This window comes from Ochrobactrum sp. PL_is483 (genome assembly GCF_055816855.1).
The window spans coordinates 136,026-153,121 of record NZ_JBVPGS010000030.1 but is presented as its reverse complement, the minus strand read 5'-3'; the positions used below and the strand labels follow the sequence as shown (position 1 = coordinate 153,121).

Annotated in this window: 15 protein-coding genes and 1 pseudogene; 8 read left to right on the top strand and 8 right to left on the bottom strand. The window is 59.0% G+C overall.

Annotated features, from left to right (window positions below; translation table 11 throughout):
* Nucleotides 1-8: 8 nt before the first annotated feature.
* From AC0TNJ_RS07155 to glyS, 4 genes are all read left to right on the top strand, one after another.
* Nucleotides 9-1,025: a polyprenyl synthetase family protein gene (locus AC0TNJ_RS07155; protein WP_122003300.1), complete on the top strand. Its 1,017-nt coding sequence runs from the start codon at nt 9-11 to the stop codon at nt 1,023-1,025.
* 192 nt (nt 1,026-1,217) lie between these two features.
* On the top strand, nt 1,218-3,068 hold the full coding sequence (locus AC0TNJ_RS07150) for a tetratricopeptide repeat protein (protein WP_473770691.1): 1,851 nt from the start codon (nt 1,218-1,220) through the stop codon (nt 3,066-3,068).
* A gap of 140 nt (nt 3,069-3,208) precedes the next feature.
* Nucleotides 3,209-4,135 carry a glycine--tRNA ligase subunit alpha gene (locus tag AC0TNJ_RS07145; protein WP_122003163.1) on the top strand — a complete coding sequence of 309 codons (927 nt, stop codon included), beginning with the start codon at nt 3,209-3,211 and terminating at the stop codon, nt 4,133-4,135.
* Nucleotide 4,136: 1 nt separating this feature from the next.
* A complete protein-coding gene (gene glyS / locus AC0TNJ_RS07140; protein WP_473770690.1) occupies nt 4,137-6,431 on the top strand; it encodes a glycine--tRNA ligase subunit beta in 2,295 nt (764 codons plus the stop codon).
* 139 nt (nt 6,432-6,570) lie between these two features.
* Here the strand turns inward: glyS and AC0TNJ_RS07135 are convergent, their stop codons facing one another.
* Nucleotides 6,571-6,978: a hypothetical protein gene (locus tag AC0TNJ_RS07135; protein WP_473770689.1), complete on the bottom strand. Its 408-nt coding sequence runs from the start codon at nt 6,976-6,978 to the stop codon at nt 6,571-6,573.
* Between the two features lie 187 nt (nt 6,979-7,165).
* On the opposite strand from AC0TNJ_RS07135, the gene AC0TNJ_RS07130 reads away from it, so the two are divergent.
* Together AC0TNJ_RS07130 and AC0TNJ_RS07125 are read left to right on the top strand one after the other, a co-directional pair.
* On the top strand, nt 7,166-8,137 hold the full coding sequence (locus AC0TNJ_RS07130) for an L-threonylcarbamoyladenylate synthase (RefSeq protein WP_473770688.1): 972 nt from the start codon (nt 7,166-7,168) through the stop codon (nt 8,135-8,137).
* Nucleotides 8,138-8,165: 28 nt separating this feature from the next.
* Nucleotides 8,166-9,578 carry an FAD-binding oxidoreductase gene (locus tag AC0TNJ_RS07125; RefSeq protein WP_473770687.1) on the top strand — a complete coding sequence of 471 codons (1,413 nt, stop codon included), beginning with the start codon at nt 8,166-8,168 and terminating at the stop codon, nt 9,576-9,578.
* A gap of 38 nt (nt 9,579-9,616) precedes the next feature.
* Here AC0TNJ_RS07125 and AC0TNJ_RS07120 read toward each other — a convergent pair whose 3' ends face one another.
* The 3 genes and pseudogenes from AC0TNJ_RS07120 to AC0TNJ_RS07110 all read right to left on the bottom strand — a co-directional run bounded on the left by AC0TNJ_RS07120 (nt 9,617) and on the right by AC0TNJ_RS07110 (nt 10,512).
* Complete coding sequence (locus AC0TNJ_RS07120) at nt 9,617-9,934, bottom strand: type II toxin-antitoxin system RelE/ParE family toxin (protein ID WP_473770686.1); 318 nt, start codon at nt 9,932-9,934, stop codon at nt 9,617-9,619.
* Complete coding sequence (locus tag AC0TNJ_RS07115) at nt 9,931-10,191, bottom strand: CopG family ribbon-helix-helix protein (protein ID WP_473770685.1); 261 nt, start codon at nt 10,189-10,191, stop codon at nt 9,931-9,933. Before AC0TNJ_RS07115 ends, AC0TNJ_RS07120 begins: the two co-directional genes overlap by 4 nt.
* Nucleotides 10,192-10,299: 108 nt before the next feature.
* Nucleotides 10,300-10,512: pseudogene (locus AC0TNJ_RS07110) on the bottom strand (hypothetical protein).
* Here AC0TNJ_RS07110 and AC0TNJ_RS07105 point away from each other — a divergent pair.
* Nucleotides 10,502-11,068, top strand: coding sequence for a DUF6101 family protein (locus AC0TNJ_RS07105; protein WP_122003170.1), 567 nt, complete (start codon nt 10,502-10,504; stop codon nt 11,066-11,068). The pseudogene AC0TNJ_RS07110 and the gene AC0TNJ_RS07105 overlap by 11 nt on opposite strands.
* Before the next feature lie 150 nt (nt 11,069-11,218).
* Here the strand turns inward: AC0TNJ_RS07105 and AC0TNJ_RS07100 are convergent, their stop codons facing one another.
* The 3 genes from AC0TNJ_RS07100 to purD all read right to left on the bottom strand — a co-directional run bounded on the left by AC0TNJ_RS07100 (nt 11,219) and on the right by purD (nt 15,282).
* Nucleotides 11,219-11,968 carry a crotonase/enoyl-CoA hydratase family protein gene (locus AC0TNJ_RS07100; protein ID WP_473770684.1) on the bottom strand — a complete coding sequence of 250 codons (750 nt, stop codon included), beginning with the start codon at nt 11,966-11,968 and terminating at the stop codon, nt 11,219-11,221.
* Nucleotides 11,969-11,970: 2 nt separating this feature from the next.
* Entirely contained in the window at nt 11,971-13,749 is a 1,779-nt protein-coding gene (locus AC0TNJ_RS07095) for an acyl-CoA dehydrogenase family protein (RefSeq protein ID WP_473770683.1), read from the bottom strand.
* A 252-nt stretch (nt 13,750-14,001) separates the two neighbouring features.
* Nucleotides 14,002-15,282 (bottom strand): phosphoribosylamine--glycine ligase, encoded by a 1,281-nt coding sequence (gene purD / locus AC0TNJ_RS07090; protein WP_473770682.1) that lies wholly within the window; start codon nt 15,280-15,282, stop codon nt 14,002-14,004.
* Between the two features lie 142 nt (nt 15,283-15,424).
* On the opposite strand from purD, the gene ubiA reads away from it, so the two are divergent.
* Nucleotides 15,425-16,426: a 4-hydroxybenzoate octaprenyltransferase gene (gene ubiA / locus AC0TNJ_RS07085; protein ID WP_473768713.1), complete on the top strand. Its 1,002-nt coding sequence runs from the start codon at nt 15,425-15,427 to the stop codon at nt 16,424-16,426.
* A gap of 40 nt (nt 16,427-16,466) precedes the next feature.
* On the opposite strand, the gene pdxH is transcribed toward ubiA, so the two are convergent.
* A complete protein-coding gene (gene pdxH / locus AC0TNJ_RS07080; RefSeq protein ID WP_122003175.1) occupies nt 16,467-17,078 on the bottom strand; it encodes a pyridoxamine 5'-phosphate oxidase in 612 nt (203 codons plus the stop codon).
* Between the last annotated feature and the right edge of the window lie 18 nt (nt 17,079-17,096).

The following is a 17,096-nucleotide window of genomic DNA, read 5'->3' as shown; positions in this document are numbered from 1 at the left end:
AAATGGCATTGGGTGTGGTTCTGAATCTGGACGGTAAAAAGAAACAGGAAGGATCGGTTCAGCCGCTTGTCGATCTGACAAAGGCCGATATGGCGCGGGTGAACCAGATGATCCTTTCCCGCGCCGGATCCGATGTCGAAATGATACCGGAAGTCGCCAATCATCTGATTTCCTCGGGCGGCAAGCGCCTGCGCCCCATGATGACGCTCGCGGCAGCGCGCATGTTCGGCTACGAGGGCGACGGCCATGTGCGTCTCGCGACGGCCGTGGAATTCATGCACACCGCCACGCTTCTGCACGATGATGTGGTCGATGAAAGCGATTTGCGCCGCGGCAAAAGCACGGCGCGCATGATTTGGGGCAATCAGGCGAGCGTTCTCGTCGGCGATTTCCTGCTGGGGCAGGCCTTCAAGATGATGGTCGATGTCGGTTCGCTTGATGCGCTCGACGTTCTGGCAACCTCGGCTTCGGTGATTGCCGAAGGCGAAGTGATGCAGCTTGCCGCCGCCAAGAACATGGAAACCACCGAAGACGAATATCTGGCGGTCATCAAGGCCAAGACTGCGGCGCTGTTCTCGGCGGCGGGTGAAGTTGGCCCCATCATCGCAGGCGCGCGGGAGGCGGATCGCGCAGCCTTGCGCGACTACGGACTTAATCTCGGCCTTGCCTTCCAGCTTGTCGATGATGCGCTGGATTATGGCGGCTCGGCGGTCGATCTGGGCAAGAATACCGGCGACGATTTCCGCGAAGGCAAGATCACTCTTCCGGTGATTCTCAGCTATCGCCGCGGCACCGACGACGAGCGCGCTTTCTGGAAGAACGCGATCGAAGACGGCGCCAGTGACGACGCCTCGCTCGAAAAAGCCATCGGCCTGATGACGAAGCACGGCGCGATTGCCGACACAGTGCAGCGCGCGCGGCATTTCGGCGAAATTGCCCGCGATGCTCTGGCGCCCCTGAAAGCAACGCCCCAGAAGGATGCGCTGATCGAAGTCATTGATTTCTGCATCAGCCGCGTGAACTGACCGGCAGTTATTGCGACACTCCGGCCAGCGCCGATACTCAGGAAAAGCATTCTCACGGATGCTTTTCTTGCCCCGCCATCCCAAAAAGGCCATGCTTGGGGTGCCTTTTCCGGCAAAGAGACAGCCTGTACGGCTCTTGAGGGTTTACTTGCCGGTATCTGTCACAGGGATTTGAGAAGAGGATAGGGCTTTATGCGGCAAGGATCGAAATACCGCCCGCTTTATGGTTTGCTGCTCTCGCTTCTGGCGGGAATAGCGATCCCGACAAGCGGTGCTTTGGCCAAGGCGACAACCGATCCCGTACCGCCTCCTGTCCGCGCCGGGTCGTTCGCCGGGGCCTATCTTGCCGGACGTACTGCCGAATCCGATAATAATCTCGCCGCCGCCGTCGATTTTTATCGGCAGGCCATGGCATTCGATCCGAATAATGCGCAGATCAAACAGGATTTGCTGCTGGTTCTGCTGACGGAAGGCCGTTTCAAGGACGCCCTGCCGCTGGCGGAAGAATTGAAGAACATCCCGGACATCGAGCGTTTTTCGCGGGTGGCGCTGGCCATCGACGCCATGAACCGCAAGCAATATCGCAAGGTCGGGCCGCTTCTGATGCTGTCGATGCAATCCGATATGGATCGCCTTGCGACCGGCTTCATGAATGCATGGGTGAAGGTCGGGCAGGGCAATCCCAAACAGGCGCTCGCCGACATTCAGAAGATGCAGGGGCCGGAATGGTACGGCTTGTTCCGCACTTATAATTCCGCGCTGATTGCCGATCTTGCCGGTCAAAAGCAGGAAGCGCGTGATTTCTACCAGCAGGCCGTCGATGACAGGCCGGGCGGAAGCGCTGCACCTGACACATATGAACGCATCGTGATGGCCTATGCCTCCTTCAAGCTCCGTCAGGGCGACAAGGAAGGCGCGATCAAGACGCTGAAAGATGCCGAGGAACTTCTCAACGGTCGCATGACGATCACCGAAATGCGCGAAAAGATCGAGGCAGGCGAAAAATATGGCCGCCTGATCAAGACCGCTCAGGAAGGTGCCGCCGAAGCGCTCTATACGCTTGGCACCGCGATCAATCGCAGCGGCGCGGAAGCTTTTGCAAAGCTATATCTGCAGATGTCGCTGCCGCTGCGCCCCGACAATGATGCGACGCTTTATCAGCTGGGTGATATTTCCGCGAAATTGCGTCAGCCGGAAAAGGCCATCGAATATTACGGCCGCGTGCCGGAGAAATCGCCTTACCGCCGCGATGCCGAAATGCAGCGAGCGCTCAATCTGGCCGAAAACAGCCAGTCGGCGGAAGCCATCAAGCAGCTCAAAATTCTTCTCGACCGCGACAAGACGGACATGCGCACCTATCTGGCGCTCGGCGGCGTCTATGCGCAGGACAAGAATTTCGCCGATGCGGCGAAGATCTACGATGCTGCTGTCGAGCAAATAAAGACGCCGGAGCGCAAGGACTGGCCGGTCTTTTATCAACGCGGCATTGCCTATGAACGCCTGAAGGAGTGGGACAAGGCAGAACCCAATTTCCGCAAGGCGCTGGAGCTTTATCCCGACCAGCCGCAGGTGCTGAACTATCTTGGTTATTCCTGGGTGGACCGCGGCGAGAATCTCGATGAAGCGCTGGGCATGATCAAGAAGGCGGTCGAACTGCGCCCGCAGGACGGTTATATCGTCGACTCGCTTGGCTGGGCCTATTACATGCTTGGCCGCTATCCGGAAGCGGTGATCGAACTGGAAAAGGCGGTCAAGCTTCGTCCGGAAGACCCGACGATCAACGACCATATGGGCGATGCCTATTGGCGCGTCGGTCGTCTTCTCGAAGCGACGTTCCAGTGGAACCACGCCATTGCAGGCAAGCCGGAGCCTGAAGAGCTGACCAAGATCGAGGAAAAGCTCAAGAAAGGCTTGCCGGATATTCCGGGGAAATCTTCCGCCGATGCGGCAAAGCCTGTTGAGCAAAAGCCGGACGCACCTGCTCCATCGCCTGCGCCTGCCGGACCTTCCGGCACGGCTCCTGAAAAGCCGGCAACGGATTAACTGCTTCGGGCTGCCGGTTTCAGGGTGGTGTGACACCGAAACCGGCAGCCTGTGCTTGACCCTGCCGTGCTGACAAATTAGACCGGGCCATCATTTCAATTACGAGGCCCGACCCCGTGTCCAGTACGTTGCCAGCACATATGCATCCCACCCGTTCCTTTCAGGGTTTGATCCTGACGCTCCATAACTATTGGGCTGAGCGAGGTTGCGCCATCCTGCAACCCTACGACATGGAAGTGGGCGCGGGTACGTTGCACCCGGCGACGACGTTGCGTGCGCTCGGACCGCGCCCGTGGAATGTTGCCTATGTGCAGCCGTCGCGCCGCCCGAAGGATGGCCGCTACGGCGAAAATCCGAACCGTCTCCAGCACTATTACCAGTATCAGGTTCTTCTGAAGCCAAGCCCGCCCAATTTGCAGGAACTCTATCTCGGTTCGCTGAAGGCCATCGGCATCGACATGAACCTCCACGACGTGCGCTTTGTCGAGGACGACTGGGAAAACCCGACGACGGGTTCGTGGGGCCTCGGCTGGGAATGCTGGTGCGACGGCATGGAAGTGTCGCAGTTCACTTACTTTCAGCAGGTCTGCGGCATCGAATGCTCACCGGTTTCGGGCGAACTGACCTATGGTCTGGAACGCCTCGCCATGTATGTGCAGGGCGTGGACAATGTCTACGACCTCAACTTCAATGGTCTCGAAGGCGACGAGAAGGTCACCTATGGCGACGTGTTCCTGCAAGCCGAGCAGGAATATTCCCGCTACAATTTCGAGATGGCCAATACCGAAATGCTGCATCAGCACTTCATCGATGCGGAGCGCGAATGCGAGGCCGTTCTGAAAGCTGGCAGTACTGGTGAAAATTCTCTCCATAAATGCGTTTTCCCGGCCTACGACCAATGCATCAAGGCGTCTCACGTCTTCAACCTGATGGATGCGCGCGGCGTGATCTCGGTTACCGAGCGCCAGAGCTACATCCTGCGTGTGCGCAATCTTGCGCGCCAGTGCGGCGAAGCGTTCCTGTTGACGGACGCCGGTGGTTTCAATTTCAAGCGTGAGGGCGAGTGATATGCCTGATTTGTTGCTCGAACTCTTTTCCGAGGAAATTCCAGCCCGCATGCAGCGCAAGGCCGCAGGCGATCTGAAAAAGATGATCACCGATGGTCTGGTCGATGCTGGCCTGACCTATGAAGCCGCAACCGCGTACTGGACGCCGCGCCGTCTGGCGCTCGACATTCGCGGTCTCACCGTGCGTTCCAAGGACGTGCATGAGGATATCAAGGGCCCGTCGATCACAGCCCCGGAACAGGCAATTCAGGGCTTTCTGCGCAAGGCAGGCCTGACGGATGTCTCGCAGGCGCATGTGCACTCCGATCCGAAGAAGGGTGATTTCTACGTCGCCCATCTGACGAAGCCCGGCCGCGCGGCGGAAGAAATCATCGCCGAACTGGTGCCGCAGACGATCCGCAACTTCCCATGGCCGAAATCCATGCGCTGGGGTGCGGCTTCTGCCAAGCCCGGTTCGCTCCGTTGGGTGCGCCCGCTGCAATCGATCCTCTGCACCTTCGGCCCTGAAACCGAGGAAACGCAGATCATCGATTTTGATGTCGACGGCATCAAGTCGGGTAACGTCACCTACGGTCATCGTTTCCTGAGCGACGGTCAGGCAATCAAGGTGCGCCGTTTCGAGGATTATGTCGAAAAGCTGGAAAAGGCTTTCGTGGTGCTCGACGCCGAGCGCCGCAAGGAAATCATTTCGCAGGACGCCCATAATCTCGCCTTCGCTTCCGGTCTTGAATTGGTTGAGGACGATGGGCTTCTGGAAGAAGTGTCGGGTCTCGTTGAATGGCCGGTCGTGCTGATGGGCGAGTTCGAGGAAGAGTTTCTTGCCATTCCGCCGGAAGTCATCCGCCTCACCATCCGCGCCAATCAGAAATGCTTCGTCACCCGCAAGCAGGGCGAGGCGGAAGCGCTTTCCAACAAGTTCATTCTGGTGTCCAACATCGCGGCCCGCGATGGCGGCACGGAGATCGCCTACGGCAACGGCAAGGTCGTGCGCGCGCGTCTCTCCGATGCGCTCTATTTCTGGCACACCGATCAGCATGATCTGCCGGATCTCGACAAGCTGGCCTCTTCGGCACAGAAGTTCGGTCTCGATCTGAAGAAGCCGCTTGATCAGCGCATGGCGCGTCTGGATGCGCTGAATGTGACCTTCCACGCCAAGCTTGGCACGCAAGGCGAGCGTGTCGAGCGCGTTCGCGAACTGGCCGCGCAGATTGCGCCGCTGGTCGGTGCCGATCCGAAGCTTGCCACCCGCGCCGCTGTTCTGGCCAAGGCCGATCTCCAGACGGAAGTTGTCGGCGAGTTCCCCGAGCTACAGGGCGCCATGGGCCGCAAATATGCGTTGCTTCAGGGCGAAGACGAAGCCGTCGCCGCAGCGCTTGAGGAACATTACAAGCCGCAAGGTCCGTCCGATGTGGTGCCGAAGAACCCGGTTTCGGTTGCTGTGGCTCTGGCCGACAAGCTCGACACGCTGGTCGGCTTCTGGGCTATCGATGAAAAACCCACCGGCTCGAAAGACCCTTATGCGCTGCGTCGTGCGGCTTTGGGCGTGATCCGTCTCCTGCTGTCGCAGGAATGGAAATTCTCGCTGCTGCCGCTCTTCCGTTCGGCCTTTGCTGCGTTGAAAGAAGGTCAGGTCCAGCGCAAGCTGCGCGAGTTTGAAGCCAAGCTTGCAGCAGAAAACTCCGGCGATGTTGACGGCGAGCAGGATGTGGACAACGCATTGGCCAGCTATGAAAAGCAGGCTCGCGCCGAGGCGGAAGCATCGTCCGAGCCGGTGCTGGCCGATCTCCTCTCCTTCCTTCACGACCGTTTCAAGGTGCATCTGAAGGAAGAGGGCGCACGTTACGACGCCATCGACGCCGTGCTGACGCCGGAAGCCGACAATCTGCTGCTGGTCGCGCGCCGTCTGGAAGCGTTGATCGTCTTCATCAACGAGGAAGACGGCAAAAACCTTCTGGCTGGCACCAAGCGCGCCGCCAATATTCTCGCAGCCGAGGAAAAGAAGGGCACCAAGGTCGCTGACCGCGTCGATGCTTCCCTTCTTCGCGAGGCGGAAGAAAAGGCATTGTTCGAAGCTGTTACTCTGGCGTCAACCGAGGCAGAAGCTGCCATCGCCCGCGAGGATTTCAACGGCGCGATGCTGGCACTCGCAAAGCTGCGCGGTCCTGTCGATACGTTCTTTGAAAAGGTGCTGGTCAATGACGAGGACGAGAATGTCCGCGCCAATCGCCTGGCATTGCTCGACCTGATCCGCACGGCCACTGGCAAGGTGGCTGATTTCTCGAAAATCGCCGGCTGATACTCAGCCCAAGCGACACCTTTCCCTCATTCAGAGGAGCCTCCCTGAGCTTGTCGAAGGGAGGCGTCTCGAAGGGCTGAGGGAAAATGCACAACGCCGCCTCCCCAAGATGAGGAGCGAGGCGGCGACGTCATTTTGCTTATTTCAAACCGGGTCTGAGTTCGAGGGAGCCGAGGTCGGTTTCGCCGGATGCCACGGCCCAAGCATCGCCGACGACACGCACTGGCTTGGCGGGGTCAAAATCCTCCGCTGGCGTGGCGACGGGTTCAAGTAGGTCGTCTGGGACAGGCTGGCCTTGCATCCGCGCCATATAGGCGCGGGCGCGCTTGCGGCGGGCTTCGATCGCCTTCTGTGCGTCGAGTTCCGCAGCCTTTTTCTCCGCGCAAGGGCCGCAGACTGGCAGGCCGTTGGCGCCAATCTTGTCAAAGCCGATATAATCGATGGAGCCGACCTGATAGGTTGTTGGCGCGCTTTCATTTCCGTTTGCGAAAGCAATCGCGGGCAGTCCGATGGCCGTCAGCGAAATAGCGATAAATCGCGATAACATTATTCACCTCACGCATGAATAAAATCACCATGCCCGGAAAAACCTAACAAAACGCAATTTTTCATGCGTAATTGTGATCGTCTTGCCGTGATTGTGTCTCCAGCAGGTCTGAGCTTGCTTGCGCAGGGGCTTGAGCTTGTGTAGGCAGAACGAGCTTAACTTGGGACGCCCGAGAGGCGGAAAACCAGTGTCCGATATAGTCAAATTCGATGATGAGGCAGTCCAGCGCGCAGTGGAGGTGCTGCGGCGCGGCGGTCTCGTCGCCATTCCGACCGAAACCGTTTATGGCCTCGCCGCCGACGCTTCGAACGGCGAGGGCGTGGCCGGAATCTTCGCAGCCAAGGGACGCCCGCAATTCAATCCCCTGATCGCCCATGTAAGCGGCATTGCCATGGCCGAGCGCTATGTCACTTTCGACGTCCTGTCGCGCAGGCTCGCGGAAATATTCTGGCCCGGCCCGCTGACTATCGTTCTGCCGCTGAAAGACAAACAGGATACGGATCGCCCCATCCATCCGCTTGTGACGGCGGGACTGCAAACGCTGGCTATCCGCATGCCGCTTGGCCGTGTGCGCGATATAATCAGGGAACTGGATAGTCCGGTGGCGGCGCCAAGCGCCAACACGTCCGGCCGCATCAGCCCGACAAGCGCCAATGCCGTTGCAAGCGATCTCGGCGACAAGCTTGATCTGATCCTCGATGCCGGTCCATGCGGCGTCGGCGTCGAATCCACCATCGTCAAGGTTGACGGCGATAGGGTGCATCTTCTGCGTCCGGGCGGGCTGGCCGCGGAAGAAATCGAGGCTGTCATCGGTGAAAAGCTGGTGCGCGCCGACCACACTTCCGCAATTCAGGCGCCGGGCATGATGGTCTCGCATTATGCGCCTGACGCGGCAATGCGGCTCAATGTCGGTTCGGTGAAGCCGGGTGAGGCCCTGCTTGCCTTTGGCCCGCAGCGCGTGGCCGGTGCAGAAAGCGCCGCAACGATCATGAACCTGAGTGTAGGTGGCAATCTGCGTGAAGCAGCAGCCAATCTGTTCGATTTCATGCGCAGGCTTGATGCAACGGGTGCCGCTACCATCGCTGTCGAACCCATCCCTTTTGACGGTCTCGGCGAGGCCATCAACGACCGTTTGAAACGCGCGGCGGCCCCGCGCTAATCCTCCCTTTGAATTCAAGAGACAGACTATGCTGGACACCGCTCTGATCGAAAGCTTCTCCGCCATCGTGGGTGAAAAGAACGCGCTGACCGCGCCGGAAGACCTCGCCGCTTATCTCGTTGAGCAGCGCGATCTTTATCATGGCCGCACGCCGCTCGTTCTTCGCCCCGGTTCGACAGAAGAAGTTGCGGCGATCATGAAGCTTGCCACCGAAACCAAGACGCCTGTGGTGCCGCAAGGTGGCAATACGGGGCTTGTCGGCGGACAGCAGCCCGATGAAAGCGGTACGGCCATCATTCTGTCGCTGGGTCGCATGAACCGCATCCGCAATCTTGATACGGTCGGCAATCTGGTGACGCTGGAAGCCGGCGTGATCCTGAAGAACCTTCAGGATGCCGTTGAAAAGGCCGGTCGCCTGTTTCCGCTGTCGCTGGGTGCCGAAGGCTCGTGCCAGATTGGCGGCAATCTTGGTTCAAACGCGGGTGGGACGGCTGTGCTAGCCTATGGCAATATGCGCGAGCTTTGCCTTGGGCTTGAAGTCGTGCTGCCGACCGGCGAAATTCTCAACGATCTTCGTTATGTGAAGAAGGACAATACCGGCTACGACCTGAAAGACCTTTTTGTCGGTTCGGAAGGCACGCTTGGCGTCATCACGGCAGCAGTGCTGAAAATCTTCCCGCAGCCGAAGGGCAAGGGCGTGGCCTATGCGGGCCTGCGCAACCCGGAAGATGTGCTGCGCCTGTTCCAGCTTGCGACCGAACATGCAGGTCCGTCGCTGACCGGCTTCGAACTGATGCCGCGTGTTGGCGTGGAGTTCACCGTGCGTCATGTCGATGGCGTGCGCGATCCGCTCGAAAGCCCGCATGACTGGTATGTGCTGATCGACATTTCCTCCTCCCGCTCGGAAGAGGATGCGCGCACGACGCTGGAAACGATCCTTACCGAAGCATTCGAGAACGACATCATTCAGGATGCCGCCATCGGCGAAAGCGTGGCTCAGGCGCAATCCTTCTGGAAGATGCGTGAGGAAATGTCCTGGGCGCAGAAGCCGGAGGGCGGCTCGATCAAGCACGATATTTCCGTGCCGGTCGCTTCCATCCCTGCCTTCATCCATGAAGCCAATACCACGACGCTGGAAATGATCCCCGGTGCACGCGTCGTCTGCTTCGGCCATATCGGTGACGGCAACCTGCATTATAACGTTTCGCAGCCGGTGGGCGCCGACAAGGAAGCCTTCCTTGCACGCTGGCACGAATTGAACCATCGTATCCACACGATCGTTGCGAGCTATGGCGGTTCGATCTCGGCGGAACACGGCATTGGCCAGTTGAAGCGCGAGGAACTGGCCTTCTTCAAGCAGGATATTGCGCTCGACCTGATGCGCCGCATCAAGGCGGCCTTCGACCCGGCGGGCATCATGAACCCCGGCAAGGTGTTATAGGAAAAGGAAAACGGCCCTTACAATCGGGGGGCCGTTTTTTATGACTGTTCGAAATCGAAATCATCATCCAGTGCAATCGCCGGCGGGCGCTCGCGTCCATGGGGGATGGCAAAAATAAGGATGGTGTCGGCGTGGATTTCGTAGTCGATGAGATAGGCCCCCATCACAAAACGGCGGATGCCGGGAATGGGTAATTCCTCCGTGAAATGCCCCATCTGCGAAAATTGGGCAAGATCGCGTTTCAGGCGTTTTAAATCTTCGCTCAATTGCAGAGCCGCCCGTGGGCTGCGCAACTTCAGATAAGCGATCTCGGATTTGATATAGTCCCGTGCAGCCGGAGAGACGATAACTTTCACGCAGCCGCGCCCTTGATGATTGCCTCTGCTTCCTCAATCACCTCATCAAGATCAAAACCTTCGCCATTTTCGATGGCGCGGCGAGCCTTGGCGATGTCCTTGATCTCCTTGCCTTCGGCTGCGAGGTAGGCCTTCATCGCCCGAACAATCACCCAGCTTCTGCTTCGCTCCGAGATATGGGCGATTTCTTCGATTTCTGCGAGTACATCACGCGGAATACGCATGGTGATCGGATCAGATAGGGATTGGTTTTTCACGATTTTTTCCTCTATTTGTAATACAAAATAGCTTGAGAAGGACATTTCGTCAATTGCTGGCGAGGATTGGCGACATGGAGGCAAGATTGAACAATCGTAAACGCTTCTTCAGAAGAATTTCCGAATTCTTACACCTGGTTGCATTCTGCTAACCAAAGGAAAAGGCAGGGAAAAGTTAACCCAACTCATTAAGCTCATCGGTAAGGATCAGCGCCTATTCTCCATCTCAACAAAGAGCAAAAGCTCAACAAGGGAAGTCGGAATAACCGGCTCCCGAGACAAAAGAGACAGAGAGACAGAGGCGTCGAAAATGATGAGCAAGGGACTGAAGCCCGATTGGGCAGGACGGGAATTGCGGCTCGATCCGTTTCACTTTCCGCAGGTCGTGACCTATGCAACCCACGACGGGCGCACCGATGTAACCTTCACCATCAACGAGCGCGGCGCGGTGATCCGGCAGGTTCTGCCGTCAAGCGGCCTGCCTATGTCCATCGCTCTTCCGGCCAACGCATTTGTCGGCGTTGCCGCTCGCGCGGTGGAAGATGAGTTTGGCGAAATCACGGTGACGCTGGAACTGATGCATGAAGATCCGCAGCTTTCCGTTCCCCTGCTTGTCGCACATGATCTGACCGACGTTGCCGCCGACTGGCGCGCCTGGGCCGCAAGCTTCAACCTGCCGATGATGCTGGTCGAGGAAGATGGCGTTGCCCGCCCGCTTTACAAAAGCACCGGCGCGGTCCGCAGTGGCGAGCCGCAGGCTCGCCGTCAGGGGCAGGAGCCGCGCCGCCGCCGTCCGCGTTTTCTCGCCCGCCGCAAGACCGGTACGCTTGGCGTTCGTCTGGTGATCTCCGGCAAGGAAATCATCGCGCGGAACTGATCTTTGGAATTGAAAAAGCCACTCGGTTAGAATGGCTTATTACAAGATTTGGCTGACCTCCAAAAAGCCCCCGAATGTCTTGGGGCGCATCCCGAAAAGTGGAAACCGGTTTTCGGAAAAAGATGCGCCCGAAAAAAAAGACGTTCGGGTTTATTTTTTTCGACTGAGGAATGCCATGACAGCCTCGCGGGCTTCATCCGAAGTGAGCCGTTCGGCGAAATGCCTGGCTTCACGCGCAATGCGTTCGGAAACTTTTTCAGCGGGCAGGCGCATCAGCGCACGGGCAATCTGCATGGCCTGCGGCGGTTTGGAGGCGATTTCTTCCGCTGCCTTCATCACTTCCGTTTCCAGTGCATCGTCGGCAACGACCTGATAGACGATGCCGGCTTCCTGTGCAGCTTCCGCGCTAAAACCATGGCCAAGCGCCAAGAGAGCGAATGCTTTCTGATGCCCCATCAGCGGTGGAGCCAGCAGGCTGGAAGCCGCTTCCGGTACAAGGCCGAGATCGACAAACGGCGTGCGGAACAGGGCGCGCGACGTTGCAAATGTCAGATCGCAATGCAGGTGGATCGTAGTACCGATGCCGATAGCCAGCCCGTCGACGCCGGAAACGATAGGCTTCTTCGCGCTGGAAAGAGCACCCAGAAAATCCAGAATGTCGTTGCCGAGATCGCCGCCCGATGCCGCGACCATGAAATCCTGCATGTCGTTGCCGGATGAGAACGCCCCCGGCACTCCGAGAAACGCATGCACGCGCACCGCGTCATCGGCGTCGCCATCCTTGAGCGCCTTTGCCATGGTGGCATACATGGCGCGCGTAATGGCATTCTTCTTGTCGGCCCGGTTGAGGCGGATGATCTGGATCGCGCCTTTGCGCTCGATCAGGATATGTTCGCTCATGCTTATGCCTCCAGCGCTGATTTGGCGGCGGCAAGGCTGGCGGCGCCGGTGATGACGGTGTCCTTCAGGGAGGACACTTCGGCAAGCATGTTTTCCGCGAAGAAGCGGCTCAGAACCGCACGTCCGTTATCGTCACCCGCAAGCGCTGCACGCGCGAGGTAGGCGCCGCCCGAAACGAGCGACAAGAGGCGCTGGTAAGGCGTGGCCCCGGCAAGGGCAGCCTCAAGCTGTCCTTCCGCCACAGCCTTTTGCAGCCATTCGGTGGCCTCGCGGGCTTGCGTGATTGCCTTGGAAAGACGTGCGCCGGTTTCGCCAAGTTCCGGGCGATTGGACGCGCTGGCCTTGTCGGCATCTGCCTGCAATTCTGCAAGAAAGCCCTTGATGTGCTCGCCCTGCCCAAGCGGCAGCTTGCGCATCACCAGGTCGATGGCCTGAATGCCGTTGGTGCCTTCATAGATCGGGGTGATGCGGGCGTCGCGCAGCAATTGTGCCGCCCCCGTCTCCTCGATGAAGCCCATGCCGCCATGAATCTGAACGCCAAGCGAAGCGACATCCACGCCTGCATCGGTCGCAAAACTCTTCGCGAGCGGCGTCAGCAGTCCGGCGCGGTCCGACCAGAACTGCTGGTCTGCGCCGTCCGTCGCATGGCTCATGTCGATGGCATGCGCGCAGGAATAGGTGATGGAGCGGGCAATCTGCGTCAGCGCCTTCATGGTCAGCAACATGCGCTGAACATCCGGGTGCTCGATGATCGGGCTCATGCCGCCTTTGGGGTCTGCGCCGACAGCACGGCCCTGTTTGCGCTCCTTGGCATAGGCAAGGGCTTGCTGATAGGCAGCTTCGGCCACGCCGACGCCCTGAATGCCGACCAGAAGGCGGGCATTGTTCATCATGGTGAACATGCAGGCCAGCCCGCGATTTTCCTCGCCGATCAGGTAGCCGACCGCGCCCTGTTCCTCGCCCTTCACGAAACCGTCGCCATAGATCATGGTGCAGGTCGGAGAGGCGTGGATGCCCATCTTGTGCTCAAGGCCGGAGCAGAACAGATCGTTGCGGCGGCCAAGCGACCCGTCCTCGTTGACGAGAAACTTCGGCACGAGGAAAAGCGAAATGCCCTTTGTGCCAGCCGGGGCATCGGGCAGGCGCGCCAGCACCAGATGCACGATATTGTCGGTCAGGTCATGTTCGCCATAAGTGATGAAAATCTTCTGGCCGAAGATGCGGTAGGTGCCGTCACCGGCACGTTCCGCGCGGGTGCGAAGGACACCGAGATCGGAACCGGCGTGCGGTTCGGTGAGGTTCATGGTGCCCATCCACTCGCCGCTGATGAGCTTTTCGAGATAGATGTCTTTCAGTTCCTTGGAGGCGTGCTTCTCAACCGCTTCGACCGCGCCCATGGTCAGCGTCGGAGCAATAGCAAAGGCCAGTGTGCCGGAGTTCCACATTTCGCTGACTGCCACCGACATCATCGTGGGCAGGCCCTGGCCGCCATAGTCCGGCGTGCCGGTCAGCGAGTTCCAGCCGCCTGCGATCCAGTCGCGGTAAAGCTCCTTCCAGCCCGGCGCGGTGGTGACGACGCCGTCCTTGACGGTCGCGCCATGCTTGTCGCCGGTTATGCGCAGAGGCTCGACGCGCTCTGAGGCAAACTTGCCGGCTTCTTCCAGAATGGCTTCCGCCAGATCGGCGGAAAATTCAGGGAAACGGTTGTCATCAAGAGCTTTTTCCAGCCCTGCAACCTTCATCAGCGTATGGGAAATTTCAGAAACCGGCGCGCGATACATCTTTCCTCCAAATATGATTTGCTAGCTTCTCCTCAGAAGCCCCCTGCATCGGCGCTGTTCGCATTCCGGCAGGCGCCAAAACGGCTATCCGACATAAGAGCTATCGGCTTATTACGTAAACGTCAATGTTTTCGATACACGTCATCGTGATGGGATGGCGGACAGCCATCCACAGGCAAAAGCCCTCAGCCGCAACGGCCAGGGCGCTTAAAAAAGAGGATTATTGCGGGGTGATGAGGCTGATCGGCGATGTCAGGACTGTTTCTCACGCTCGACAGCACGCCAGCCGATATCGGAGCGATAGAAGCCTTCCGGCCAGTCGACGCGTTTCACGGCTTCATAGGCTTTGGCCTGCGCTTCGGCGACCGTATCGGCGATTGCCGTGACGTTCAGCACGCGACCACCATTGGCAATGATGTTGCCCTCCTTCTCCGCCGTACCTGCGTGGAACACCTTGACGCCATCCATGCCTTCGAGCTTGTCGAGGCCACGGATCACGCTGCCCTTTTTCACATTGGACGGATAGCCTTCCGCAGCCATCACCACCGTCAGCGCCGGCTGGTCTTTCCAGTCGAGCGAGACTTCATCAAGCTTGCCGTCCACGGCAGCATTGATAAGTGCCAGCAGGTCGCTATCGAGGCGCATCATCAGCACCTGACATTCCGGATCACCGAAACGGGTGTTGTATTCGATCAGTTTCGGGCCGTCCTTGCCGATCATAAGGCCGAGGAACAGGATGCCGGAGAACGGCGCGCCGATTTCGGCCATGCCGCGCATCGTTGGCTCGATCAGTTCGCGCATGGTGCGTTCGACGATTTCCGGCGTCATCACCGGAGCGGGGGCATAGGCACCCATGCCGCCGGTATTCGGGCCGGTATCGCCATCGCCGACGCGCTTGTGATCCTGTGCCGAGCCGAGCGGCAAAGCGGTCTTGCCATCGCAGATACAGAAGAAGCTTGCTTCTTCGCCGTCCAGAAACTCCTCGACCACCACTTCTGCACCGGCAGAGCCGAACGCGCCTTCGAAGCAGGCATCCACCGCATCGAGGGCTTCATCGAGTGTCATCGCCACGACCACGCCCTTGCCTGCGGCAAGCCCGTCGGCCTTGACGACGATGGGTGCACCCTGCTGGCGGATATAGGCCTTGGCCTTGGGCGCATTGTTGAAGCGACCATAGGCGCCTGTTGGAATATCGAAGCGCGCGCAGAGATCCTTGGTAAAACCCTTCGATCCTTCAAGTTGTGCCGCAGCCTTGGAGGGGCCGAACACGCGGATACCCTCAGTGCGCATTTCGTCGGAGAGGCCAGCCACGAGCGGCGCTTCCGGCCCGACCACCACGAGGTCGATCTTCTTGTCCTTGGCGAAGGCGATCAGTGCCTTGTGGTCATCGACGCTGATGTCGACCAGTTCGGCGACCGTCGCAATACCCGGATTGCCGGGTGCGCAATAGAGCTTTTCGAGCAAAGGAGAGGCGGCAAGTTTCCATGCAAGAGCGTGCTCGCGTCCACCGGAACCGATCAACAGAACTTTCATGCCTTGCTCCCTGTGCTTGAGGAAAGTAAACACTTAACTAACCCGGCTCTGTATTGCCCATCGCACACGCGGGCAAGGGCAGGCTCGCGATTTTTGCAGAAAAAGCGGGTAGAGTCGTTCAGTTTCGAGAAAGCAGGCGGTCATGCAGCAACCACAGGCGAATTCCGATATCCAGTCGCGCATGGCGCGTGGGCGGGTGAAGGATGCTCCGTCCGGCCATTGGGTTTATCACGTCCTGCCGCACTGGCTGTGGCCTTATGCGCAGCTTGCCCGCTGGGACCGTCCCATTGGCTGGCAGCTTCTGCTCTGGCCATGCTGGTGGTCGGCCGCGCTCGTGGCGGGCGCAGGCGCAAAGCCCGGCGATGGCGCATGGGCCGTCATGCCTTCTATCTGGCATCTGTTTCTGTTTCTGGTCGGCGCCATCGCCATGCGCGGTTCTGGCTGCACCTATAACGATCTTGTCGATCAGGATATTGATGACAAGGTGGACCGCACGCGCTCGCGTCCGCTGCCGTCGGGGCAGGTCACACGCAGTCAGGCCAAGCTGTTTCTGGTCTTGCAGGCGCTGGTAGGTCTCGTGGTGGTGCTGCAATTCAACTGGTTTTCCATCGGCCTTGGCATTTTCTCGCTTCTGATCGTCGCCGCCTATCCCTTCATGAAACGAATTACCGACTGGCCGCAATTTGTGCTTGGTCTCGCTTTCTCATGGGGCGCGCTCATGGGCTGGGCCGCGGTGGAAGGCTCGCTCGCGCTTCCGCCGGTGCTGCTCTATTGTGGCGCTATCCTGTGGACGATCGGCTATGACACGATCTATGCACATCAGGACAAGGAAGACGACGCGCTGGTGGGCGTACGCTCCACGGCGCGCCTGTTCGGCAAGCACACCAAGACGGCGTTGATGGTCCTCTATGGCGGGGCTATCGGCTTCTTCGCGGCAGCTTTCGCCGTGGCTGAGGTGCCGATGCCAGCGCTTGCCGGATTGCTCGCCGCAGGCGTGCATCTCTATCGCCAGATCATCGTGCTCGATATCGACAATCCCGACCAGTGCCTGAAACTGTTCAAATCCAACAATATCGTGGGCTGGCTGATCTTCCTCGGGCTTGTTGTCGGAAGCCTGTGGGTAGCGGTCAAGCCGCTGGTATAAATAAGAAGGCCACCGGAAACGGTGGCCTTGCTTTATCGGATCAGGGATAGAGCCTGTCCTTGTTCCAGTCGCCCTCCGGCGTCGGCCGCGTGAAAAGCACGCGGTCATGCAGGCGGAAGGCCCGATCATGCCAGAATTCAATCGAGACCGGGCGGATACGGAAACCCGACCAGTAGGGCGGGCGAGGAATATCGCCGATGGCATATTTGGCGGTATATTCCGCGACTGCCTTTTCCAGCGCGAACCGGCTTTCCAGCGGACGTGACTGTTTGGATGCCCATGCGCCGATGCGGCTACCGCGCGGGCGCGAGGCGTAATAGGCATCAGCTTCGGCGTCGCTGACTTTCTCCACCACGCCGCGCACGCGCACCTGACGCCGCAGCGTCTTCCAATGGAAGCACATCGCGGCCTTTTCCGCCGACAGGATTTCCTTGCCCTTGGTGCTTTCATAATTGGTGTAGAAGACGAAGCCCTGCTCGTCAAAATCCTTCAGCAGCACCATGCGCACATTGGGCAGGCCGTCGGGGTCAACCGTCGCCAGCGCCACCGCATTCGGATCGTTCGGTTCGCTCTGTTTGGCATCGGCCAGCCAGTCGGCAAAGAGCTTGAACGGCTGGGAGGATTCGGTGAAGTCGTCGCTTGCGTTTGTCATTTTGGATTTTCAACAGCC